Here is a 22766-nt window from a genome sequence, read left to right as displayed (position 1 = left end):
GGGGGGCCGGGCGGGCCGGGCCGCGCCGCGGGCAGGGGGAGGGAGCGCTCATCGCTCGAGCAGCGCCAGCAGCTCCGGGCCGGCGGCGGTCACGTCGCCGGCGCCGAGCGTGAGGACCAGGTCGCCCGGGCGGACCCGCTCCCTGGCGGCGCGGGCCAGCTCGGCGCGGGGGACGAGCGTCACGTCGCGGTGGCCCCAGGCGCGGATCGCGTCGGCGAGGTTCGCGGCGGTGGCGCCGGGGATGGGCTCCTCGCCGGCGGCGTAGATGTCGGTGAGCAGCAGCACGTCCGCGTCGTTGAACGCGGTGGCGAACTCGGCCATGAGGTCGCGGGTGCGGGTGTAGCGGTGCGGCTGGAACAGGCACACCACGCGCCGCTTGAACGCCTCGCGGGCGCCCTGCAGCGTGGCCTTCACCTCGGCCGGGTGGTGGCCGTAGTCGTCCACCACCGTCACGCCCGCCGCCTCGCCGCGGACCGTGAAGCGCCGCTGCACGCCCTGGAAGCTGCGGAGCGCCTCGCGGGTCACGAGCGGCGGGATGCCCATCTCGTCGCCGAGCGCGATCACCGCGAGCGCGTTGAGCGCGTTGTGGCGGCCCACCATGGCCACCTCGAACCGCCCCAGCGCCTCGTCGCGCCGGAACGCGTCGAAGCGGACCGCGTGGCCGGACAGCTCGATGGCCTCGGCCCGGTAGTCGGCCTGGTGGCTCTCGCCGTAGGTGACGGCCCGCTTCTCCACGTCGGGCAGGATCGACTGCACGGTGGGGTGGTCGATGCAGAGGATGGCGAGCCCGTAGAACGGCACCCGGTTCACGAAGTCCACGAAGCCGCGGCGCAGCGCGTCCGGGGTCTTCCAGTGATCGAGGTGCTCCGGGTCGATGTTCGTGACGATGGCGATGGTGGGCGGGATGCGCAGGAACGAGCCGTCGGACTCGTCCGCCTCCACCACCATGTAGTCGCCCTTGCCCAGCTTGGCGTTCGAGCCGAACGCGTTCACCTTGCCGCCCACCACCGCGGTGGGGTCGAGGCCGGCGTGCGCGAGCAGGTGCGCCGCCATCGAGGTGGTGGTGGTCTTCCCGTGCGAGCCGGCGATGGCGACGCCGTACTTGAGGCGCATCAGCTCGGCGAGCATCTCGGCGCGCGGGATGACCGGGATCTTGCGGCGCCGCGCCTCCAGCACCTCCGGGTTGTCGCGCTTCACCGCGGACGAGATCACCACCACGTCCACCTGCAGCACGTTCTCGGCGGCGTGGCCGTAGGAGATGCGCCCGCCCAGCCCGGCCAGCCGCCGGGTGGTCTCGGACTCGCGCAGGTCGGAGCCGGAGACGGTGTAGCCGAGGTTCAGCAGCACCTCGGCGATGCCGCTCATGCCGATGCCGCCCACGCCCACGAAGTGGATCTTGGCCTGCCTGGAACGGAAGAGGCTCATGTCTCGGGACGCTCCTCGGGCGCTACGACGCGAGATCCGGCGGGCGCGCGGGCTTCTGCCCGGGCTCGCGCGCCTGGCCGAAGGGTGAGCCCCAGCGGCGGCGGACCAGCTCCATGCACACGTCCGCGATCTCCTTGGCGGCCTGCGGGCTGCCCAGCCGGCCCGCGGCCCGCGCCATCCGCTCGCGGCGCTCCGGCGCGTCCAGGATCTCGCGGATCTCGCGCGCCAGCACCTCGCCGGTGAGGTCGCGCTCCTCGATCATCACCGCGGCGCCCGCGTCCACCAGGCTGCGCGCGTTCTTCACCTGGTGGTTGTCGGCGGCGGCGGGGAAGGGGACCAGGATCGACGGCTTCTTGCAGACGGTCAGCTCGGCGAGCGTGGTCGCGCCGGCCCGGCACACCACCAGGTCGCAGCCCGCGTACGCCGCGCTCATGTCGTCGATGAACTCGCGCACGTCCGGGGTGAACCCGCAGGCGCGGTAGCCCTTCTCGACGTACTCCCGGTCGCGCGCGCCGGTCTGGTGCGTGATCTGGATCCGCTCGCGCAGGTCGGCGAGGTGCGGCAGCGCCTCGATGACGCGCATGTTGAGCGCGTGCGCGCCCTGCGAGCCGCCGAACACGAGCAGCCGCGGCTGGCCGTGCGCCGACTCGGGCCGCATGTAGTTCTCCATCAGCCGCCGGCGGATGGGGTTGCCGAGCTGGTAGACCTTGCGGGCCGCGAAGTGCCGGGCCGCCTCGGGGAACGCGGTGAACGCCGCCTTCACGACGCGCCCGAGGAGCCGGTTGGTGAGGCCGGCGATCGCGTTCTGCTCCTGCACCGCGGTGGGGATGCGCATGGCCCAGGCGGTGAGCACCACCGGGCCGCTGGCGTAGCCGCCCACGCCCACCACCACGTCCGGCCGCCAGCGCTTGAGGATCCGCCAGGACTGCAGGAACGCGCGGGGCAGCAGCAGCAGGTTGAGCAGCGCCCCCGCGATGCCCTTCCCCTTCAGCCCCTTCACCTCGATGAGCTCGATGGGGAAGCCGGCGGCCGGGACCACCGAGGCCTCCAGGCCGCGGGCGGTGCCCACGAAGACCACGTCGTTGGCGGGGTGGCGCGTCACCACCTCCTCCGCCAGCGCGATGCCGGGGAACACGTGGCCGCCGGTGCCGCCGCCCGCCACCATCATCCTCATGACGCGTCCTCCGCGCGGGCCGCGGACAGCCGCGGCGCGCCGCCGATGGGCGCGCCCACCCGCACCGCCGCGGGCGCCCGGGTCAGGAAGCCGCCGCGCTCGCCGCTCACCGACAGGAGCAGGCCGGTCGCGGCGAGCAGCGTCATGATGGAGCTGCCTCCGTACGACACGAAGGGCAGGGTGAGCCCCTTGGTCGGCGCGAGGCCGAACACCACCGCCAGGTTGACGAGCGCCTGCGTGCCGACGAGCGCGGTGACGCCCAGGGCGGCGTAGCAGCCGAACGCGTCCGGAGCGCGCAGCGCGGCGCGGGTGCCGCGCCAGAGCACGACGCCGTACAGCACGAGCAGGAGCGCCATCCCGATGAGCCCGGTCTCCTCCGCCAGCACCGCGGCGATGAAGTCGGTGTGCGCGGCGGGCAGGAAGTACAGCTTGCCCTTGCCCTGGCCCAGCCCCTGCCCCAGCCAGCCGCCGTTCGCGGTGCCGAGCAGCGACTCCCAGAGCTGGAAGCCGAAGGTGGTCTTGTACTGCTCGGGGTTCATGAACGCGAGCCACCGCTGGTACCGGTACTCGGTGGACTTGATGAAGTGCCAGGCGATGGGCGCGGCCACCAGCCCCGCCGCCACCAGGTACGAGACCCGCGCGCCGGCCGCGAACAGCATCGAGAACAGCACCATGAACAGGATGAAGCCGGTGCCGAGGTCCTTCTGCCACAGGCACAGGCCCACCATGAGCAGGGTGACGAGCAGGTGCGGCAGCAGGCCGATGGAGAACATCCGCATCTTGGACTGCTTCCGCGAGAGCGAGTGCGCGAGGTAGAGCACGAGCGCGACCTTGGCGAGCTCGGCGGGCTGCAGGTTCACCGGGCCGAGCGGGATCCAGCGCTGCGCGCCGCCGGCGGTGCGGCCCACCAGCTTCACCAGCACGAGCGCCGCCAGCGTGGCCGCGAGCAGCGGGTACGCCAGCGCGGCCAGCCGGCGGTAGCCCACCCGCAGCACCGCGGCCATGCCGGCCAGGCCGATGGCGACCGCCACCAGCTGCCGCTTCAGGTAGTAGAACTCGTCGCCCAGGCGGCGGCCCGCCTCCACCGCGCTCGCCGAGTACACCATCACCAGGCCGAGCGCGACGAGCAGCAGCACCGCCGAGATCAGGAGCGGGTCGAAGCCGGGCGCGCCCGCCCGCGGCGCCTCGGGCGCGCGTTCCTCCCGGGCGTGGCGGAAGAGCCTCATCGCGCCTGCTCCGTCGCGAGCCGGCGGAAGGCCTCGCCGCGCTCCTCGTAGTTCGCGAACTGATCGTAGCTGGCGCAGGCGGGGGAGAGCAGCACCACGTCGCCCGGCCCCGAGAGGACCGCCGCCCGGCGCACCGCGCCGGCCAGGTCGCCGCACGGCTCGGTGGGCGCGAGGTCGCCCAGCTCCCGCTCGATGGCGGGCGCGTCCTCCCCGATGGTGAGCAGCGCCTTGACGCGCCCGCCGAACAGCGGGCGCAGCGGCGCGTAGGGCGCCTTCTTGCCGCGGCCGCCCATGATGAGGACCACGCGCGGGGCGCCGGACGGGAACGCGGCCAGGCCGACGAACGTGGAGTCCACGTTGGTGGCCTTGGAGTCGTTCACCCACTCCACCCCGCGCCCCTCCGCCACCAGCTCGAGCCGGTGGTGCAGGCCGGGGAACGCGTCGAGCCCGGCCTGGACCGCCTCGCCGGGCACGCCCATGAGCCGCGCGCAGAGCACGGCGGCCATGGCGTTCTCGCGGTTGTGCCGCCCGCGCAGCGCGCGGTTGCGGAGCTGGTAGCGCTCGGGCGCGCGCCCGCGCGGCGTGAACCAGATGGCGGTGCCCTCGGGCCCGGGCTCGCCGCCCTCGTCGCGGGCGGAGGCGGGCGCGGGCGCGCCGAAGCCGAAGGTGTGCAGGTCGGCGCGCGACGCGCCGGCCATGGCGAGCGCCCGCGGGTCGCGCGCGTTCGCGACGGCCACGTCGTCCGGCTGCTGCGTGGCGAACAGCCGCGCCTTGGCGGCCGCGTACGCGTCCACGTCGGGGTAGCGGTCGAGGTGGTCCGGGGTGACGTTCAGGACCGCCGCCACCCGGGCGCGGAAGCGCTCGATCCCCTCCAGCTGGAACGAGGACAGCTCGACCACCGCGGCGTCGGCGGGCTCGCCGGACAGGACCAGCTCGGACAGCGGCGTGCCCAGGTTGCCGCCCACGAACGTCCGCCGGTCGCGCGCGAGCAGCGCGCCGGTGAGCGCGGTGGTGGTGGACTTGCCGTTCGTCCCGGTGATCCCGACGATCGGCAGGCCGTCCAGGAAGCGCGCGGCCAGCTCGACCTCGCCCCACACCGCCACGCCGCGCCGCCGCGCCGCCTGGATCTCCGGGTTCGCGAGCGGCACGCCCGGCGACGCCACCACCAGGTCGGCGCCGGTGAAGTCGGCGGGGTCGTGGCCGCCCAGGCGGCGGGTCACCGAGGCCGGGAGCGCGGCGAGCGCGCCGCCCAGCTCGGCCTCGCCGCGGCGGTCGGTGACGGTGACGCGCGCGCCCTCGCGGGCGCAGAGCCGCGCGGCGGCGACGCCGCTCTTCGCGAGCCCCACCACCGTCACCCTCGTGCCCTTCAGGTCCGGTGCGGCCACGGCTACCTCAGCTTGATGGAGAGCAGCGCCACCAGCGCCAGCATCACCGAGATGATCCAGAAGCGGACGATGATCTTCGGCTCCGCCCACCCCTTCAGCTCGTAGTGGTGGTGGATGGGCGCCATCCGGAAGATGCGCTTGCCGGTGGTCTTGAACGACCAGACCTGGAGGATGACGCTCACCGTCTCGGTCAGGAAGACGCCGTGCAGGATGGCGCTCGCGAACTCGTTCTTGGTGAGCACCGCCATCATGCCGAGGCCGCCCCCCAGGGCGAGCGAGCCCACGTCGCCCATGAACACCGACGCCGGATAGGTGTTGTACCAGAGGAACGCCACGCCCGCGCCGAAGATGGCCGAGCAGAACACGCCCAGCTCCTCCGCGCCGGGGATGTACGGCACCCGCAGGTACTCGGCCAGGCTGAACCCGGCGATGGTGGCGCCCGCCACGTAGGACAGCGCCAGGAACGTCATGGCCGACACGACGGTGGGGCCGATGGCGAGGCCGTCCAGGCCGTCGGTCAGGTTCACCGCGTTCGAGGTGGCGATCACCACGAACACCATGAACGGCAGGTAGAGGAAGCCGAGGTCCGGGTTGAAGAGCCGCGAGGGCACGAACGGCAGGGTGACGTGGAGGTCCACGTAGCTGCCCACGAACACCCACGGGAAGCGGTGCTCGACGTGGAAGCGCCAGTCGGTGAGGCAGGCGTAGTAGACCACCACCACCACCAGCACCTGCAGCACGAGCTTCTTCTTGCCGGCCAGGCCCTTCGAGTTCTTCTTCGAGATCTTGAGCCAGTCGTCGGTGAAGCCGATCGCGCCGTAGCCCAGCGTCACGAGCAGCGCCGCCCACACGAAGCGGTTCGCGAGGTCCGCGAACAGCAGGGTGGCGATCGCGACCGACGCGAGGATCAGCGCGCCGCCCATCGACGGCGTGCCGGCCTTCTTCTTGTGCGTGTCCGGCGTGTCCTCGCGGACGTTGGTCGAGCCGTACTGGAGCACCCGCATCCGCTCGATGAAGATCGGCCCGAGCAGCAGGCCCAGCACCATGGCGGTGAGCCCCGCCGCCACGATGCGGAACGACGGGTAGCGGAGGACGTTGAGGAGGCTGAGCTTGTAGGCCAGCGGGTAGAGGAGGTGGTAGAGCATCTAGCGCAGGGCCTCGACGAGCCGCTCGAGCTTCATGCCGCGGCTCCCCTTCACGAGCAGGACGTCGGTGGGACGGAGCCGCTCGCGCACGAACGCGACGAGGCGGTCCAGGTCCTCGGTGTGGAAGGTCTCGGCGAGGCCGGCCGCGCCGGCCGCCTCGGCGGTGGCGCGGGCGCGCGGCCCGAACGCGGCCAGCACCGCCACGCCGGCGGCGGCCGCCTCGGCGCCCAGCGCGCGGTGCGCCTCCGCCTCGAACGCGCCCAGCTCGAGCATGTCCCCGAGCACCGCGAACGCGCGGGCGCCGGGCGCGGCGGCGAGGTCGCGCAGGACGTCCAGCGCCGCCGACATCGAGGCCGGGTTCGCGTTGTAGCAGTCGTCCACCAGCTGGACGCCGGAGGGCAGGCGCTCCAGGCGCAGGCGGCGGCCCACCGGGCGCACCGCGGCGAGGCCCTGCGCGATCTCGCGGTCGGTGCAGCCCACCGCGATGGCCGCGCAGGCGGCGGCCGCGGCGTTGCGGGCGTTGTGCGCGCCGACCAGGCCGGGGATGTGGACCGGGACCTCGCGGTTGCCCACGCCGAGGACGAAGCGGAGCCCCTCCACCGACTGCGAGACGACCTCGAGCACCACCACGTCGCCGCGGCGGCCGCGGCCGGAGGCGAAGGTGAGCATGCGCCGCCCCGAGGCGACGCCGCGCTTCAGCATGCGCGCGTCGTCCGCGTTCACCACCGCGATCCCGCCGGCGGGCAGCCCCTCGTACAGCTCGGCCTTCGCGTCGGCCACCGCGTCCACCGTGCCGAGCCCCTCCAGGTGGGCGGGGGCCGCCAGCGTCACCACGCCCACCTGCGGCTGGGCGATGGCGGCGAGGCGCGCGATCTCGCCGGGGTGGTTCATCCCCATCTCGATGACCGCGGTCGCGTGCGCGTCCTCCAGGCCGAACAGCGTGAGCGGGACGCCCACCTCGTTGTTCAGGTTGCCCTCGGTCTTCAGCACCGGGCCGCGGGTGGCCAGGATGGCCGCGATCATCTCGCGCGTGGTGGTCTTGCCGTTCGAGCCGGTGACCCCGATCACCGGGATGCCGAAGCGGCAGCGGTGGTGGCGGGCGATGGCGCCGAGCGCGGCGAGCGGGTCGGCCACCGCCAGCGCGGGGCGGGGCGGGGCGGGGTGCGCGGCGGCCCAGGCCTCCGACACCACCAGCGCGGCGGCGCCGGCGGCGGCCGCGGCCTCCAGGTGATCGTGCGCGTCGAAGCGCTCGCCCTTCAGCGCCACGAAGAGCTGCCCGGGGGAGAGCGTGCGGGTGTCGGTCGAGACGCCCGCCACGGCGGACGGCGGCGCGCCGAGCCAGCGGCCTCGCGTGGCGGCCGCGAGCTCGTCGGGCGTGAACTGCGGGGTGGAGCGGGGAGTGGTCATGCGATCCCGAGCGCCTTGCGCGCCTCGTCGCGGTCGGAGAAGGGGCGCTTCTCGGCGCCCACCTGCTGGTAGTCCTCGTGCCCCTTGCCGGCGACGAGCACCGCGTCGCCCTCGCGCGCGCACTCCACCGCGAGCGCGATGGCGGCGCGACGGTCCGGCTCGACCAGGTAGCCGTCCTCGCCGGTCCGCGCGCGGGCGGCGCCGAGGGCGGGCTTCCCGGCGCGGTCCAGCCCGGGCAGCACGTCGGCGATGATGGCGAGCGGGTCCTCGGTGCGCGGGTTGTCGCTGGTGACGATGGCGAGGTCCGCGGCCGCGGCCGCCGCGCCCATGAGCGGGCGCTTGCCGCGGTCCCGGTCGCCGCCGCAGCCGAACACGCAGATCAGCCGCCGCGGCGAGAGCCCGCGCAGCGCCGCGATCATCCGCGCCAGCGCGTCGTCGGTGTGGGCGTAGTCCACGAAGACCGACAGGCCGCGGCCGTCGATCCGCTCCAGCCGGCCCGGCGCGCCGTGCGAGGCGGCCAGGCCGCGGACGACCGCGTCGGGCGGCAGGCCCAGGCCGAGCGCGAGGCCCGCGGCGCAGAGCAGGTTCTCGAGGTTGTGCTGGCCGACGAGCGGCGAGCGGATCGCGAGGGCGCCGGCCGGCGTCTCGAAGGTCGCGCTCGTGCCGGCGAGCCCGGTCCGCACCTCCAGCGCGCGCAGCGCGTCGCCGGCGCGGACGCCGTAGCGCCAGACGCGCGGCCCCGGCCCGAGCTGGTCGGCGAGGCGCGCGCCCCAGGGATCGCGCGCGTTGATCACCGCGGTGCCGCCGGGCGCGAGGTGCTCGGTGAACAGCCGGCGCTTCGCCGCGAAGTACGCGTCCATGTCGCGGTGGTAGTCGAGGTGGTCGCGCGTGAGGTTCGTGAAGCCGGCCGCCTGGAAGCGGATCCCGGCCACCCGCTCCTGCGCGAGCGCGTGCGACGAGACCTCCATCACCGCGTCCCTCGCGCCGGCCGCGACCATCTCCGCCAGCACCGCCTGGATGGCGGTGGACTCCGGCGTGGTGTGGCTGGCGGGCCGGTCCGCGCCGGGGAAGCGGAAGGAGATCGTCCCGAGCACGCCCACCGGCACCGCGGCGGCGCGCGCGCACGCCTCCACCAGGTAGGTGACGGTCGTCTTCCCGTTCGTGCCGGTGACCGCCGCCATCCGCAGGCGCTCGGCCGGCCGGCCGTGGAAGCTGGCGGCGGCGAGCGCCATGGCCCGGCGCGCGGACGGGGCGAGCAGCAGCCGCGCGGGCGCGCACTCGACCGGCCGCTCGGCGACCACGGCGACGGCGCCGCGCCGCGCCGCCTCGGCGGCGAAGGCGTGGCCGTCGTGCTGGACGCCGGGGAGCGCGAAGAACACCGCGCCCGGGATCACCTCCCGCGAGTCGCCGGTGACGCGGGTGATCTCGGGATCGCCGGCGAGATCGCCGCGGGCGCCGCTGCCGGCGATGACGGTGGAGAGCCTCATTGTTCGCTACCAGCGGGAGATACCATGCAAACGGCCGTCCGCCTCGTTTTCCTCCGAAGCGCGGCCGGTTGCGCGCGGGCGTGTCCGGCGGGACACGGGCGGCGCGCCTCCTTCTATCATCCCGCCGGAGCGAGCGTCACCCGGACGCGCGAGCCGCGCGCGACCACCTTGCCCGCGGCGGGCGTCTGGCCGATCACCCGGCCGGAGCCGCTCGGCTCGGGCGCGAGGTCGAGCTCCTCCAGGCGGCGGATGGCGGCGCGCATGGGGAGCCCGGCGAGCGCCGGGACCGCCACGCTGCCTGCGGGCATCGCCGCCTGGCGCCGGTCGGCCCACTCCACCGCCGGCGGCTCGGGCGGCTCGTCCGCGGGCGGCGCCTGCGCCACCTCGACCACGGCGGGCGGGGGCGTGCGCACCGCCGACGGATCCGGCGGCACGCCCATCATCCGCAGCGCGTACTCGGCGATCTCCCGGAACGCCGGCGCCGCCACCTCGCCGCCGTAGATCTCGCCCCGCGGCTCGTCGATGAACACGCCGATGGCGATGCGCGCCTGCTCGGCCGGCGCGAAGCCCACGAACGAGCTGTAGTGCCGGTCGGAGGAGTAGCCGCCGGAGATCCGGTCCGGCTTCTGGGCGGTGCCGGTCTTGCCGGCGGCGCGCCAGCCGTCGAGCCGCGCGCGCTTCCCGGTGCCCTTCGGCTCCTCCACCACGCCCACCAGCCAGCGCGCCACCGTCGCGGCGATCTCCGGGCGCACCGCCTGCCGCACCACCTCGGCGCCCGGCGCCTCCAGCACCTGGCCGGTGGCCGGGTCCAGCACGCGCTTCACCAGCCGCGGGCGCATCAGCGCGCCACCGTTCGCGATGGCGGCCATCGCGGCGGTGACCTGGAGCGGGCTGGCGGTGATGGGGCCCTGGCCGAAGCTCTGGGTGGCGAGCGCGATGTCGGACCGGGCCAGCAGCACCTGCCCACGGATCTCGCCGGGCAGCCCGATCCCGGGGCGCTCGCCGAAGCCGAACGCGAGCAGCGCCTCGCGCACGCCCTCGCGCCCGAGCCGGGCGCCGACGTGCGCGGCCCCGATGTTCGAGCTCTCCACCAGGATGCGCGACGGGCCCGCCCAGCCCACCGGGTGCGTGTCGTGGATCACGTGGCTGCCCACCGGCCAGCGCCCGGCGCCGCAGTCGAACGGGTCCTTCGGACCGACGGCGCCGCGGTCGAGCGCCGCCGCGATCACGAACGTCTTGATGGTCGAGCCCGGCTCGAACGCGTCGGTCACCGGGCGGTTGCGGATGGCGTCCGCGCTGCGTGGAGCGTTCGCGTTCGCGACCGGGTAGCTGGCGAGCGCCAGCACCTCGCCGGTGCGCGGGTCCATCGCGACCGCGGTGCCGGACAGCGCGCGCGAGCCGGTCACCGCCCGCGCCAGCGCCCGCTCCGTCACCACCTGCAGGCCCTGGTCGAGCGTCAGCTCCACCCGCGCGCCCTCGCGCTCGCGGCCGGGCGAGGGCGCGTCGGCGAGCACCACCCGCCCGCGCCCGTCGCGCAGCGACGGCACCCGCGCCGGCTCGCCCCGGAGCAGCTCGTCCTCGGCGAGCTCCACGCCCTCGCGGCCCGCGCCGTCGTCGTCCACCACGCCCAGCACCTGCGCGGCCAGCTCGAGCTTCGGGTAGTAGCGCCGCGTCTCGGGCACGAGGCGCACGGCGCGCACCCGCTCCTCGTCGATCCACCTGCGCAGCGCGGCCGCCTCGGCCGGCGGGATGCGCCGCTCCAGCCACACGAAGCGCCCGCCCTTGGCGAGCTTCTTCTGCAGCGCGCGCGGGTCCTGCTTCAGGATCCGCGCGATGCGGCGGACCGCGGCGCCGGAGCGGTCGTGCTCGGCGAGCAGCTTCGGGTCGGCGTAAGCGGACTGCGCGTCGGCGCTGCCGGCGAGCAGCACGCCGCTGCGGTCGGTGATGACGCCGCGCCGCGGGCGGAGCACCAGCTCGCGCAGGTACTGATCCACCGCCTCCCCTGCGAGCGCGTCGCGCTGCAGCACCTGCAGCCAGAACACGCGCCCCGCGACCGCGGCCAGGCCGGCGGCGAGGAGGACGGCGAAGACGGTGATGCGGATGGCGATCCAGCGCGCGGCGCGGGGGTCCGGCCCGGCGCGCACGGCCTACGGCTCCCCCGGCGGCGCGCGACCCGCCCGCAGCGGACCCCGGAGCGCGTACGCCGCCCCGGGAGCCGCCACGGGCCCCGCCGCCGCCGCCCGCCCAGCAGAAGGGGATGGCTCCGCCGGCCGAGGAGGGTGACCAACCCCATCCACGCCCGCCCTACCCGGAGCGTCCAGCGGACGCTCCGGGCCTGCCGCCAACACCGCACCGCGGTCCGGCGGAGCCATGCCCAGCCCAGAAAGCCTCGTGCGCACCGCCCGCTCCAGCTGCCCGGGGGAGCGCAGCATCTCCAGCTCGATGCGCAGCTGGTCCTGCGCGGCCACCAGCTCGGCGTGCTGCTTCTGCAGCTCGCCGAGCGCGTAGCCCGCGGCCACCACGCGCGTGCGCGACCAGATGTGGAACACGCCCAGCGCCGCGAGCAGCGCGGCCGCGAGCGCGATCTCGCCGGCCAGCCGGGCGCCGGGGAGGCCCGGCGCGGCGCGGCGCGCGGGGGCGCGGGCGCTCATCGCAGCTTCTCCACCGCGCGCAGGCGCGCGCTCCGGGCGCGCGGGTTGCGCGCGATCTCCTCGTCGGACGCCTTGACGGCCTTGCGGGTGATGGCCGCGAACGAGGCCTTCGCCCCGCAGGCGCACACCGGCAGGTCCGGCGGGCAGGTGCAGGCCTGCGTCAGCGCCCGGAACTTCTCCTTCACCATCCGGTCCTCGAGCGAGTGGAACGAGATGGCCGCCGCGCGCCCGCCGGGCGCGAGGACGCCGGGCAGCCCGTCCAGCCACGCGGCCAGCGCGCCGAGCTCGTCGTTCACCGCGATCCGCAGCGCCTGGAACGTGCGGGTGGCGGGGTGGATCCGGTGCGGCCAGGCCTTGCGCGGGATGGCGCCGGCCACCACCTCGGCGAGGCGCGCGGTGTCGAGCGGCGCCTCGGTCTCCAGCGCCGCCTTGACGGCGCGCGCCACCGGCCGCGCGAACGGCTCCTCGCCGTACTCGCGCAGGATGCGGGCCAGCTCGCGCTCGTCGATGCGGCGCAGCAGGTCCTCGAGCGTCTCGCCGGTGTCGCCCATGCGCATGTCGAGCGGCCCGGGGCGCGAGAAGGAGAAGCCGCGCTCCGCCTCGTCGAGCTGGGGCGAGGAGACGCCCAGGTCCACCAGCGCGCCGTCCACCGCGGCGATGCCGAGCGCCTGGAGCACGTTCTTCGCGTCGCGGAAGTCGGAGCGCACCGCGCGGAACGCCTCGCCGAAGCGGGCGAGCCGGGCGGTCGCCGCGGCCAGCGCGCGCGGATCCTTGTCGAGGGCGATCACGCGCGCCCCCGCCTCGAGCAGCAGGCCGGAGTGGCCGCCGCCGCCGAGCGTGCCGTCGAGGAAGAGCTCGCCCGGCCGGGGGCGCAGGAGCTCCAGGATCTCGTTCGCGAGTACCGGCTCATGGCGAAAGTCCGCGCTCACGCCGCCCGGACGGCCTCCTCCACGTCGCCGTACAGCTCCACGTAGCCGCCCGCCCCGCCGGCGTGCACCAGGTCGCGCACGTAGCGGCTCGCGCCCGCGGCGCGCAGGCCGGGGATGGCCTTCAGCAGCGCCGCGCCCGCGTAGTGCAGGTGCGTGACGCGCTTCAGGTCCACCACCACCATCCGGCCCTCGTGGCGGGCTCGCTGCGCCAGCCCCGCGATGGCGGACAGCTCGTCGCGCGTGAGCTCGCCCACGCAGCGGATCACCGTGACCTCGTCCTGGTTGCGCGCCTCGTACATTGCCCGTTCCCCTTCGCCCGCTACGCCGTCCTGAAGAAGTCCACCACCTGGTCCGCCGGGATCTCCGCGGACATCTGCTCGTCGTAAGCCGCCCGGTCGTAGAGGTGGATGGTCCGCCCCATCCCCACCCAGACGACGTCCTTCTGAAGGCCCGCCCACTCGCGGAGCGGCGGCGGGACCAGCACGCGGCCGTGGACGTCGAGGTCCACCTCGTGCGCGCTCGAGACGAACTTGAGCACGTTGCGCTGCCACCGCGCGTCGAGCGGCGAGGCCTCCATCACCTTCTTGACCAGCTCGTTCCAGACCGACTGCGGGAGCGCCTGCACGGCCCGCCAGTGCGGGTACTGCATCAGCACGATGCGCGGCTCCCCGGCCGCGGCCAGCGCCTCGCGAAACTTCGCGGGGAGGCTGGTGCGCCCCTTCGCGTCGATCGCGTGGTTGAAGGTTCCGAAGAACACGGGCTGGCCGATCTTCCCGCCGGGATCCGCTTTTTGCCACTTTCTCCCACCGGACGGTTCGGATCTACGGACATCGGCCGGGGAAGTCAACGGTCGCCCCGGCGCGCCGGGACGGGCCTGGGCCGGCGTTCAGGATCGGATCTGGAGCCGTGGGGGTGGGCGTTGTCCCACACGCGACCGGTGGGAGCGTCGCAAGGCCGGGCGCGCGCTTCGGCCGCAGCGATATCGCGGTGGGACGCGGCCGGACCGGCGCCCCGAGCGACCCGTTGACGCGCCGTGGCAGGACCCTGAATAACGGCTCGACCCCCACCCCGAGGCCGCCATGACTTCACTCAAGGACAAGACCGTCTTCATCACCGGCGCGAGCCGGGGGATCGGGCGCGCCATCGGCGTGGCCGCCGCCCGCCAGGGCGCGAACGTGGTGGTGGCCGCGAAGACCTCGGCCCCGCACCCCAGGCTCCCCGGCACGATCCACGACGCGGCCGAGGAGATGGAGCGCGCCGGCGGGCGCGCGCTCGCGGTGGAGTGCGACATCCGCGACGAGGCGCAGATCGCGGCGGCCGTCGCGCGCGCGGTCGAGCGCTTCGGCGGGATCGACGTGCTCGTGAACAACGCCAGCGCCATCTTCCTCGGCGGGACGGTGGACACGCCCATGAAGCGCTGGGACCTGATGCACGGGGTGAACGCGCGCGGCACGTTCGCCACCTCGCAGGCCTGCATCCCGCACCTCGCCCGCGCCGGGAACCCGCACATCCTGAACCTGTCGCCGCCGCTCTCGATGGAGCCGCGCTGGTTCGCGAACCACCTCGCCTACACCATGGCGAAGTACGGGATGAGCATGTGCGTGCTGGGGATGGCCGAGGAGCTGCGCGACCAGGGCATCGCGGTGAACGCGCTGTGGCCGCGCACCGTGATCGCCACCGCCGCGCTGAACCTGCTCGGCGGCGACGAGACCGCCCGCCACGGGCGCACGCCCGAGATCGTCGCCGACGCGGCCCTGGAGATCCTCCGCCGGCCGTCCCGCGGCTGCACCGGCAACTTCTTCATCGACGACGAGGTGCTGCGCGAGGCCGGGATCACCGATCTCTCGCGCTACGCGGTCGAGCCCGGCGCCGAGCTGATGCCGGACCTGTTCCTCGGCTGACGCGGCCCGCCGCCGCGCCGCTGGCCGGAGGCTCATTCACCCACCGTGTCGCACCTGGCCGCCTGTGGGTGGACGTCGGGCGCTCGTCCCCGCACGCTTCGGGGGCTCCCTCCCGGCGAGGGCGCGTGCTACGCGATGGGCTTCACCAACCGGCGAATGCCGACGGGGACTCTCATGCGAAAGCTCACGATCGCCGCCCTGTGCGCGGCGGCGATGGCCTGCGGTGGCGATGACAAGGCGGCGGATCCCGCCTCCCGCAAGTTCACGTACGGCGCTGCCGGCGCGGCGACGTTCGAGGAGCAGGCCGCGGCGGACCTGGCGCAGGGCAGCGCGGCCGACGCGCAGCAGGTCCAGTCCGGCACGAGCAGCGACGGCTCCTCGGTGGCCGGGCTCGCGGACGCGATGGCCTCGCAGGCCTGGGGCAGCGCCACCGTCGCGGTGGCCGCGCTCCGCGCCGCCGGCATCGAGCGCGCCGTCACCACGGTGCGCCCGGCGGCCGACCTGACCGGCTTCGACGACCCGACCTGCGTGACGGTGACCACGGGCCGGATCTCCTACTCCGGCTGCACCATCACCATGGGGCTCGATCAGCTGTCGGTGAACGGCTGGTTCGCGCGCGACGGCGCCACCCTGGCCTGGGACGTCACCAGCGCGCTCCACAGCGTGGCGGACGGGTACGATCTCGACGTCTCCGCGCACCTCACCGGCAACCTGACCTTCGGCACCGGGACCATCGTCGGCCGGGTCCGGTCCGACAACGCGGCCACCATCCACACCGCGCAGGCGAGCATGCACGTCGCCTACGCCACGATCGCCGACCTCGACCTCGAGCACGACGGCAACGGCTGCGTCACCGGCGGCACGCTGGAGCTGCGGCGCGTCTGGACCGATCGCGCGCCCGGCATGCCCACCACCGGCGAGTACGCCGACGCGGGCCTGCTGTTCAGCTGGCAGGGCTGCGGCGTGGTGGTGGTGTCCAGGTCCATCTGACGGGGCTGCGCCCCGCCCCACGGAGCGGAGCTCCGTGGGGCCCCACCTTGCTCGCCGGGTCCCGTGCGCCGCCGCGGGCGGCTTCGCCGCGCGCGCGGCGGCGCCCCGGCGGGCTCGCTTCGCTCGCCGAACGGCATTGCCGCGCCCCGCCCCACGGAGCGGAGCTCCGTGGGGCCCCACCTTGCTCGCCGGGTCCCGTGCGCCGCCGCGGGCGGCTACGCCGCGCGCGCGGCGGCGCCCCGGCGGGCTCGCTTCGCTCGCCGAACGGCATTGCCGCGCCTCGTCGGGGCACACCCGCGCCCGCACCCGCCGGGATGGCTACCATCCTGGCATGCACTCCGCGGACCGCGCCCTGGCCGCCGTCGAGCGCGCGCTGCACCTGCAGCTCCCTCGCGGGCTGTTCCTGCCGGGCGGGCTGGGCCCGTTCGACGAGACGGTGGACCCGGAGGCGCTGCTCGAGCCGGGCGCGGGCGCGGTGCGCGGGGGCGAGCTGCTGCCGGACGCGCTCCCGTTCGCGCGCGGCGCCGACGGCGGGGTGCTGGCGATCCGCTTCGGGCCGGCCGGCCGGGCCGTGGAGGCGATCGCCTGGCATCCTGGCGGCGCCTGGCACCCGACCGATCTCGCCCCCGGGCTCGCGTCCGAGCCGGCGCGCCTCCGCCGGGCGTGCGAGGCGGCGCTGGAGAGCGGGCTCGCGGTGCTGGCGCGCGAGACCGGCGCGGCGGCGCTGGCGCAGGACCTCGGCGTCGCCCGCGAGACGTTCTCGGACTGGCTGCTCGACGCCCGGCTCGTGCCCGCCGCCGCGCGCGCCGCGCTGCGGCGGCTGACCGGGGCGGACGACGCGGCGCTGTTCGCGCAGGACTGGGCCGCGGCGGCGGCCGCCGCGCGGACCGCGCTCGCGAGGCGCCCGGAGCTCGCCTGGCCGGGCGCGGTGCTGGGCTGGCACGAGGAGGGGCGCGGGCGCGCCGCGGAGGCGGCCCGCGCCTACGCCGGCGCGCTGGGCGCGTTCGGGGGGACGCTCGCGTTCGCCGGCCGCCTGGCGCGCCCGGGCGAGAGCGCCGCGCGCGTGATCTCCGCCGCCTGGCTGCGCGCGACCCGCGGGCGCGCCGCGCCGGATCCCGCGCTGCGCGCGGCGCTGGCCGGGCCGGGGCCGCTGCGCGCGCACCGCCTCGCCGAGAGCGATCGGGCCCGGGCCGGAGGGCGCCACGCGGACGCGTGGGAGCTCGCGCTGCGCGCGGGCTGGCAGCGCCACGTGGCGGTGGACATGGACGACGTGCTGGGGCGGATGCTCGACGCGGCGGAGGCAGCCGGCCACGCCGCGCACGCCGAGCTGGCCCGGCTGCACCTGCGCGCCTGGGTCGAGTCCGGGCGCTAGCGCGCGCCCGATCAGCCGGCGACGGGCAGGAACAGGTTCGGGCCGATGCGCCCGTGCCCGGCCTCGCCGAGGAGCAGGTCGAGCGCGAGGGTGGCCGCGTCGTCGGCGAACGGCTCCGAGCCGGGGCGCTTCTCGAGGTCGAACAGCTTCAGGTAGCCCTGGCAGGCGGCGCAGGTCTCGGCGCGCGCGCCGGGATCGTTCTCGAGGTGGTGATACGCGAGGCCGGCGGTGGCCTGGCAGCCGGCGCAGCGGATCCGCGGGAGGTGCCACTCGGCCGCGCAGAGCGAGCAGGTGAGGTAGCGGAGGCGATCGTCGCCCTGCACCACGCCGGCGACCGGCGGGGCGCCGCACACCGGGCAGCCGCCCTCCACCCGCGCCACCGTGGACGGGTCGAGCCGCGCGGCCCGCACCGTGGCGAGCACCTGCAGCGCGGCCCCGACGAACGTCGCCGCGGCCAGGTCCTCGGGGCGGGAGGCCCCGGCGAGCACGCCGCCCGCGATGCGCCGCAGCGCGTCCGGCGCGGCGTCCCGGAGCCCGCGCACGGCCTCCGCGGCGGCGTCGGGCAGGCCGTCCGCCGGGAGCGCCACGAGGAGCGCACGGAGCACCGCGCCGAGCGCCGGATCCGCGGCGAGCGCCTCGCGGTCCACGGGGCGGCCCGGCGCGCGCGGCGGCGTGAAGCCGGGCACCGCCGCGGTCGCGGCGCGCTGCGCGCCGGCGAGCCGTCCCAGGAAGCCGAGGAACGGATCGCCGCCGCGCTCCGCCGCGACGGCCTCGAGCCGCGCGGCCCGGCCCGCGAAGAGCAGGGCCGGCTCGGGCAGGCGCAGGTACGGGATCTCGACCCCGGGGAGCTGCACGAGCGTGCTCACGCGGCCTCCCCCGAGATCGCCGCCCCGCGCCGCCGCGTCACGGCCGCTCCTTGCCGGTCATCCGGGCGTACCAGCCCGGGTGATGGAAGCGCGCCCACGCGCCGGAGACGGTGCCCCGGGTCATGGCGCGCATCGAGCCCTTGGTCCAGTAGGCCGCGTACACGTGGATGCCGATGCCCACGAACATCACGAACGCGAGCCCGGCGTGGATCACCGCCGCGAAGCGGCGCGCGACGAGCGAGAAGGAGGGCGCGAAGTACGGGCGCCACAGCACGATGCCGGTGAGGAACAGGCCGGCGATCACCACGATCATCGACCAGTACATGAGCTTCTGGCCGGCGTTGTACTTGCCGTCCACGTAGGGCTCGGCGGCCTTGTTCATGTACGCGACCATCTGGCCCATCCACTTCCGGTCGCTGTCGCTCAGGATGTTGTCGCGCCAGAGGCGCAGCGCGTACGCGTAGAACAGCACGAACAGCGCCACGCCGAGGAACGGGTGGAGCACGCGCATGAACGCGGCGCTGCCGAACAGCGCGCTCGTCCAGTAGAAGAACGGGTGGAACATGGCGAGGCCGGACAGGAACAGGGCCACGTACGCGACCGCCACCGCCCAGTGCGTGAGGCGCTCGCCGGTCGAGTAGCGGGGGACGACCTCCTTCCCCGGCGGCATCCGCATCGCAGGCATCATGACCCGTTCTCCTTCTGGTCCTCGTCGACCTCGACCGGTCCGACCTTCATGTAGTGGAAGATCCCGGCCACCACGACCGAGACCATGGTGAGGACGCCGAGCGTCTTGGCGATGCCGCTGCGCCACAGCGCCACCAGCGGCGACACCCGCGGGTCCTTGGGCAGGCGGTACAGCTCCGGATCGCCGTGCGGGAGCACGAACATGACGTGCGTGCCGCCCACGCCGGACGGATCGTAGAGCGCCGCCTTCTCGAAGCCGCGCGCCTTCAGCTCGACCAGGCGCTCGCCGGCGAGGTCCTTCATGTCGGTCTTGGTGCCGAACGCGAGCGCGCCGGTGGGACAGGTCTTGACGCAGGCCGGCTCGAGCCCGACCGAGACGCGGTCGGAGCACAGCGTGCACTTGTAGGCCTTCTGGTCCTTCATCGAGTAGCGCGGGATGTTGAACGGGCAGCCGGTCTGGCAGTAGCCGCAGCCGATGCACTGGTCCTGCTGGAAGTCCACGATCCCGTTCGCGTACTGCACGATCGCGCCCGGCGCCGGGCAGGCCTTCAGGCACCCGGGCTCGGCGCAGTGCAGGCAGCCGTCCTTCACGATGAGCCAGGCGAGCCCCCGGTCCGCGGGGAGCTCCTCCTCGTAGAAGCGCATCACCGTCCACGACTGCGCGGTGAGGTCGGCCGGGTTGTCGTAGTGCCCGGGGTTCACCCCGACCTCGTCGCGGAGGTCGTTCCACTCCATGCACGCCGACTGGCAGGCCTTGCAGCCGATGCACTTGGAGATGTCGATGAGCTTCGCCACCTCCAGCGCGCCGCGCGCCTGCGGCGGCGTGCTGGTGGAGGCGGACCGGTTGATGACGTCGAGCGACTGGAACGCCATGGCCGCCTCCTAGACCTGCCCCGCCGCGGCCTTCTCCACGTCCACCAGGAACGCCTTGAACTCGGGCGTCTGGGTGTTCGCGTCGCCGACGAAGGGGGTGAGGGTGTTCGAGATGTAGCCGGGCTTGGTGAGCCCGTTGAACCCCCAGTGGATGGGGATCCCCACGGTGTGGACCTCCTGGCCCGCGATCTTGAGCGGCTTGATGCGCTTGGTGACCACGGCCTTGCCCACGATGCGGCCGCGCTTCGAGCGGACCGCGACGGCGTCGCCGCTGCGGATGCCCTTCTTGCCGGCGAGCACCTCGTCCAGCTCGATGAACAGCTCGGGCTGGAGCACCGACGGGATCCGCGCGTGCTTGGTCCAGAAGTGGAAGTGCTCCACCACGCGGTAGGTGGTCGCGGCGTACGGGAACTCACCCGGCAGCCCGAGCTGCGCCTTGTCGCCGGGGAAGATGCGCGCGGCCGGGTTCGGCCCGACCTTCGGGTGCATCGCGTTCGACGCCGCCGGCGACTCGAACGGCTCGTAGTGCTCGGGGAACGGCCCCTCGGCCATCTTGTCGAGCGCGAACAGCCGGCCCATGCCCTCCGGGTTCATGATGAAGGGCGACATGCCCTCCTCGGGCTTCGAGTCCACCTTGAAGTCCGGCACGTCGTGCCCGACCCACTTCGCGCCGTTCCACCACACCAGCTTGCGGTTCTTGTCCCACGGCTTCCCGGACGGATCGCAGGACGCGCGGTTGTAGAGCACGCGGCGGTTGGCCGGCCACGACCAGCCCCAGGACGGCGTGACGCCCAGGCCGCTCGGGTCGGAGACGTCGCGGCGCGCCATCTGGTTGCCGGCCTGCGTGAAGGAGCCGCAGTACAGCCAGTTGCCGGACGCGGTGCTGCCGTCGTCCTGCAGGTGCGCGAACGTGGCGAGCTGCTCGCCCTCCTTCGCCAGCAGCGGGGCCTTCGGGTCCTTCGGATCCGCCTTGGGGTCCTTCACGTCGGCGAGCGCCTTGCCGTTGAACTCGCGGGCGAGCTCCTCGGCCGACGGCGCGCGCGGGATCTTGTAGTCCCAGGTCAGGTCGCGGATCGGATCCGGGAACGCGCCGCCCTCCTTCTCGTAGAGCGCCCGGATGCGGGTGAAGAGCGCCGCGACGATCTCGGGGTCGCCCTTCGCCTCGCCGGGCGGCTCGGCCGCCTTCCAGTGCCACTGCAGCGTGCGCCCGGAGTTCACCAGCGACCCGTCCTCCTCGGCGAAGCAGCTGGAGGGCAGCCGGAACACCTCGGTCTGGATCTTCGCGGACTCGACCGGGTTGAGGTCGCCGTGGTTCTGCCAGAAGTTCGAGGTCTCGGTGACGAGCGGGTCGATGGTGACGAGGTACTTCAGCTTCGACAGCGACTCGAGCAGCTTGGGCTTGTTCGGGATCGACGCGAGCGGGTTGAAGCCCTGGCAGAGGTACCCGTTGACCTTGCCCTGGTGCATCAGGTCGAACACCGCGAGGATGTCGTAGACCTTGTCGAGCTTGGGCAGGTAGTCGTACGCCCAGCCGTTCTCCTTGGTGGCGGCCTTCCCGTACCAGGCCTTCATGAGCGACGCGTAGAACTTCGGGTAGTTCTGCCAGTAGTTCATCTGGCCGGGCCGGAGCGGCTTCGGGGTCCGCTTCGCCAGGTACGTCTCGACGTCGCCGTCCGCGTCGCGCGGCACGGTGAGGTAGCCGGGCAGCAGGTCGGAGAGCAGGCCGAGGTCGGTCAGCCCCTGGATGTTGGAGTGGCCGCGCAGCGCGTTCACGCCGCCGCCGGCCATGCCCACGTTGCCGAGCAGCAGCTGGATCATCGCGATGCAGCGGATGTTCTGCGAGCCGACCGAGTGCTGCGTCCAGCCGAGCGCGTACAGCGCCGTCATGGTGCGGTCCGGCGCGGAGGTGGTGGCGATCGCGTCGCAGATGCGGGTGAACGCGGCCTCGGGCACGCCGGTGATGTCCGCCACCATCTTCGGCGTGTAGCGCGCGTAGTGCTTCTTCATGAGCTGGTACACGCAGCGCGGGTCCTGCAGCGTCGGATCGCTCCTCGCGAAGCCGTCCGGTCCGGTCTCGTACGACCAGGTCGACTTGTCGTAGGTGTGCTTCGCCTCGTCGTACCCGGAGAACAGGCCGTCCTGGAAGCCGTAGCCCTCCTTCACGATCAGCGAGGCGTTGGTGTACGCGGTCACGTACTGCTTCTGGATCGCGTCCTTCTCCAGCAGGTGCCGGATGACGCCGCCCAGGAACGCGATGTCGGTGCCCGGGCGGATCTGCGCGAAGACGTCGGCGACCGCGGCGGTCCGCGTGAAGCGCGGGTCGACCACGATGAGCTGCGCCTTGTTGTGCGCCTTCGCCTCGACGACCCACTTGAAGCCGCAGGGGTGGGCCTCGGCGGGGTTGCCGCCCATGACGAGGACGAGGTTGGCGTTCTTGATGTCGACCCAGCTGTTCGTCATCGCGCCACGGCCGAACGTGGGGGCCAGACCGGCCACCGTTGGACCGTGTCAAACACGTGCTTGGTTGTCGATCGCGACCCCGCCCAGCGCGCGCCAGACCTTGTGCGTGATGTAGCCGGTCTCGTTCGACGAGGCGCTCGCGGCCAGCAGGCCGACGGTGGGCCAGCGGTTCACCGTCACGCCCGCCGCGTTCTTCGCGACGAAGTTCTTGTCGCGGTCGTCCTTCATGAGGCGCGCGATCCGGTCGAGCGCCCAGTCCCAGGTGACGCGCTCCCACTTGTCGGAGCCCGGCGCGCGGTACTCGGGGTAGCGCAGCCGGTTCGGGCTCTGGACGAAGTCCAGCAGCGACGCGCCCTTCGGGCAGAGCGTGCCGCGGTTCACCGGGTGGTCGGGATCGCCCTCGACGTGCATCACCGCGCTGTGCGCGTTCTTGGAGCGATCGCCCAGCGTGTAGAGGATGACGCCGCAGCCCACCGAGCAGTACGGGCAGGTGTTCCGCGTCTCGGCGGTGCGCGACAGCTTGAAGTTGCGGACGTCGGCGAGGACGCGATCCGGGGAGAAGCCCAGCGCGACGAGGCCGGTGCTGCCCACGCCGGCGGCGGTGAGCTGAAGGAACTGGCGTCGGGTGACGGACATGGCTCGAACCTCCAGGAGGTTCGATCTCCATAGTCCCGTCCTTCGGCGGATGGCAGAGGCGCGGCGTGGCCAGTTGGGGCACCCACCTTCATTGACTCCTCGTGAACGGCGTCGTGACGCGGGGCGCCATGGACCCTGCGTCGAGCGCGCCG

The 22766-nt window shown here is 74.3% G+C and carries 19 protein-coding genes; 3 read left to right on the top strand and 16 right to left on the bottom strand.

The genetic code is table 11. The annotated features are described in order from the left end of the window. Positions 1–48 precede the first annotated feature (48 nt). The 12 genes from murC to ANAEK_RS19210 all read right to left on the bottom strand — a co-directional run bounded on the left by murC (position 49) and on the right by ANAEK_RS19210 (position 13586). Positions 49–1425, bottom strand: a complete 1377-nt coding sequence (murC, locus tag ANAEK_RS19265) for a UDP-N-acetylmuramate--L-alanine ligase (RefSeq protein ID WP_012527799.1) — start codon at positions 1423–1425, stop codon at positions 49–51. A 22-nt stretch (positions 1426–1447) separates the two neighbouring features. Next, positions 1448–2599, bottom strand: coding sequence for an undecaprenyldiphospho-muramoylpentapeptide beta-N-acetylglucosaminyltransferase (gene murG / locus ANAEK_RS19260; RefSeq protein WP_012527798.1), 1152 nt, complete (start codon positions 2597–2599; stop codon positions 1448–1450). Beyond that, the gene (ftsW, locus tag ANAEK_RS19255) at positions 2596–3825 is read right to left on the bottom strand and encodes a putative lipid II flippase FtsW (protein ID WP_012527797.1); all 1230 of its coding nucleotides are present in this window, start codon (positions 3823–3825) and stop codon (positions 2596–2598) included. Before ftsW ends, murG begins: the two co-directional genes overlap by 4 nt. Next, on the bottom strand, positions 3822–5210 hold the full coding sequence (murD, locus tag ANAEK_RS19250; protein WP_012527796.1) for a UDP-N-acetylmuramoyl-L-alanine--D-glutamate ligase: 1389 nt from the start codon (positions 5208–5210) through the stop codon (positions 3822–3824). Before murD ends, ftsW begins: the two co-directional genes overlap by 4 nt. Before the next feature lie 2 nt (positions 5211–5212). Then, the gene (mraY, locus tag ANAEK_RS19245) at positions 5213–6355 is read right to left on the bottom strand and encodes a phospho-N-acetylmuramoyl-pentapeptide-transferase (protein ID WP_011422816.1); all 1143 of its coding nucleotides are present in this window, start codon (positions 6353–6355) and stop codon (positions 5213–5215) included. Next, positions 6356–7762: a UDP-N-acetylmuramoyl-tripeptide--D-alanyl-D-alanine ligase gene (murF, locus tag ANAEK_RS19240; RefSeq protein ID WP_012527795.1), complete on the bottom strand. Its 1407-nt coding sequence runs from the start codon at positions 7760–7762 to the stop codon at positions 6356–6358. It abuts the gene before it with no gap. After that, entirely contained in the window at positions 7759–9249 is a 1491-nt protein-coding gene (locus ANAEK_RS19235; RefSeq protein ID WP_012527794.1) for a UDP-N-acetylmuramoyl-L-alanyl-D-glutamate--2,6-diaminopimelate ligase, read from the bottom strand. Before ANAEK_RS19235 ends, murF begins: the two co-directional genes overlap by 4 nt. 116 nt (positions 9250–9365) lie before the next feature. Next, positions 9366–11393, bottom strand: coding sequence for a penicillin-binding protein (locus tag ANAEK_RS19230; RefSeq protein WP_012527793.1), 2028 nt, complete (start codon positions 11391–11393; stop codon positions 9366–9368). Between the two features lie 3 nt (positions 11394–11396). Further along, entirely contained in the window at positions 11397–11900 is a 504-nt protein-coding gene (locus tag ANAEK_RS19225) for a hypothetical protein (RefSeq protein WP_012527792.1), read from the bottom strand. Then, positions 11897–12829, bottom strand: coding sequence for a 16S rRNA (cytosine(1402)-N(4))-methyltransferase RsmH (gene rsmH / locus ANAEK_RS19220; RefSeq protein WP_012527791.1), 933 nt, complete (start codon positions 12827–12829; stop codon positions 11897–11899). Before rsmH ends, ANAEK_RS19225 begins: the two co-directional genes overlap by 4 nt. Continuing rightward, the gene (locus ANAEK_RS19215; protein WP_011422810.1) at positions 12826–13128 is read right to left on the bottom strand and encodes an anti-sigma factor antagonist; all 303 of its coding nucleotides are present in this window, start codon (positions 13126–13128) and stop codon (positions 12826–12828) included. Before ANAEK_RS19215 ends, rsmH begins: the two co-directional genes overlap by 4 nt. Positions 13129–13148: 20 nt before the next feature. Then, positions 13149–13586 (bottom strand): division/cell wall cluster transcriptional repressor MraZ, encoded by a 438-nt coding sequence (locus tag ANAEK_RS19210; protein WP_012527790.1) that lies wholly within the window; start codon positions 13584–13586, stop codon positions 13149–13151. Positions 13587–13908: 322 nt separating this feature from the next. Between ANAEK_RS19210 and ANAEK_RS19205 the strand changes: the two genes are divergently transcribed. The 3 genes from ANAEK_RS19205 to ANAEK_RS19195 all read left to right on the top strand — a co-directional run bounded on the left by ANAEK_RS19205 (position 13909) and on the right by ANAEK_RS19195 (position 17092). Continuing rightward, a complete protein-coding gene (locus ANAEK_RS19205; protein WP_012527789.1) occupies positions 13909–14730 on the top strand; it encodes an NAD(P)-dependent oxidoreductase in 822 nt (273 codons plus the stop codon). Positions 14731–14904: 174 nt separating this feature from the next. Next, entirely contained in the window at positions 14905–15720 is an 816-nt protein-coding gene (locus tag ANAEK_RS19200; RefSeq protein WP_232288281.1) for a hypothetical protein, read from the top strand. Positions 15721–16051: 331 nt separating this feature from the next. Beyond that, positions 16052–17092 (top strand): SMI1/KNR4 family protein, encoded by a 1041-nt coding sequence (locus ANAEK_RS19195; protein WP_012527787.1) that lies wholly within the window; start codon positions 16052–16054, stop codon positions 17090–17092. 11 nt (positions 17093–17103) lie between these two features. Here the strand turns inward: ANAEK_RS19195 and fdhE are convergent, their stop codons facing one another. Genes fdhE through fdnG form a run of 4 tightly spaced genes read right to left on the bottom strand, consistent with a single transcriptional unit; the run spans position 17104 to position 22614 of the window. After that, on the bottom strand, positions 17104–17958 hold the full coding sequence (fdhE, locus tag ANAEK_RS19190; protein WP_012527786.1) for a formate dehydrogenase accessory protein FdhE: 855 nt from the start codon (positions 17956–17958) through the stop codon (positions 17104–17106). 37 nt (positions 17959–17995) lie between these two features. Beyond that, positions 17996–18646 (bottom strand): formate dehydrogenase subunit gamma, encoded by a 651-nt coding sequence (locus ANAEK_RS19185; protein WP_012527785.1) that lies wholly within the window; start codon positions 18644–18646, stop codon positions 17996–17998. After that, the gene (gene fdxH, locus ANAEK_RS19180; protein WP_012527784.1) at positions 18643–19518 is read right to left on the bottom strand and encodes a formate dehydrogenase subunit beta; all 876 of its coding nucleotides are present in this window, start codon (positions 19516–19518) and stop codon (positions 18643–18645) included. Before fdxH ends, ANAEK_RS19185 begins: the two co-directional genes overlap by 4 nt. 9 nt (positions 19519–19527) lie before the next feature. Then, entirely contained in the window at positions 19528–22614 is a 3087-nt protein-coding gene (fdnG, locus tag ANAEK_RS19175) for a formate dehydrogenase-N subunit alpha (RefSeq protein ID WP_012527783.1), read from the bottom strand. Between the last annotated feature and the right edge of the window lie 152 nt (positions 22615–22766).

The sequence above is a fragment of the Anaeromyxobacter sp. K genome (assembly GCF_000020805.1).
In the GTDB taxonomy this organism is placed as follows: domain Bacteria; phylum Myxococcota; class Myxococcia; order Myxococcales; family Anaeromyxobacteraceae; genus Anaeromyxobacter; species Anaeromyxobacter dehalogenans.
This window is presented reverse-complemented; position numbering and strand designations above follow the sequence as displayed.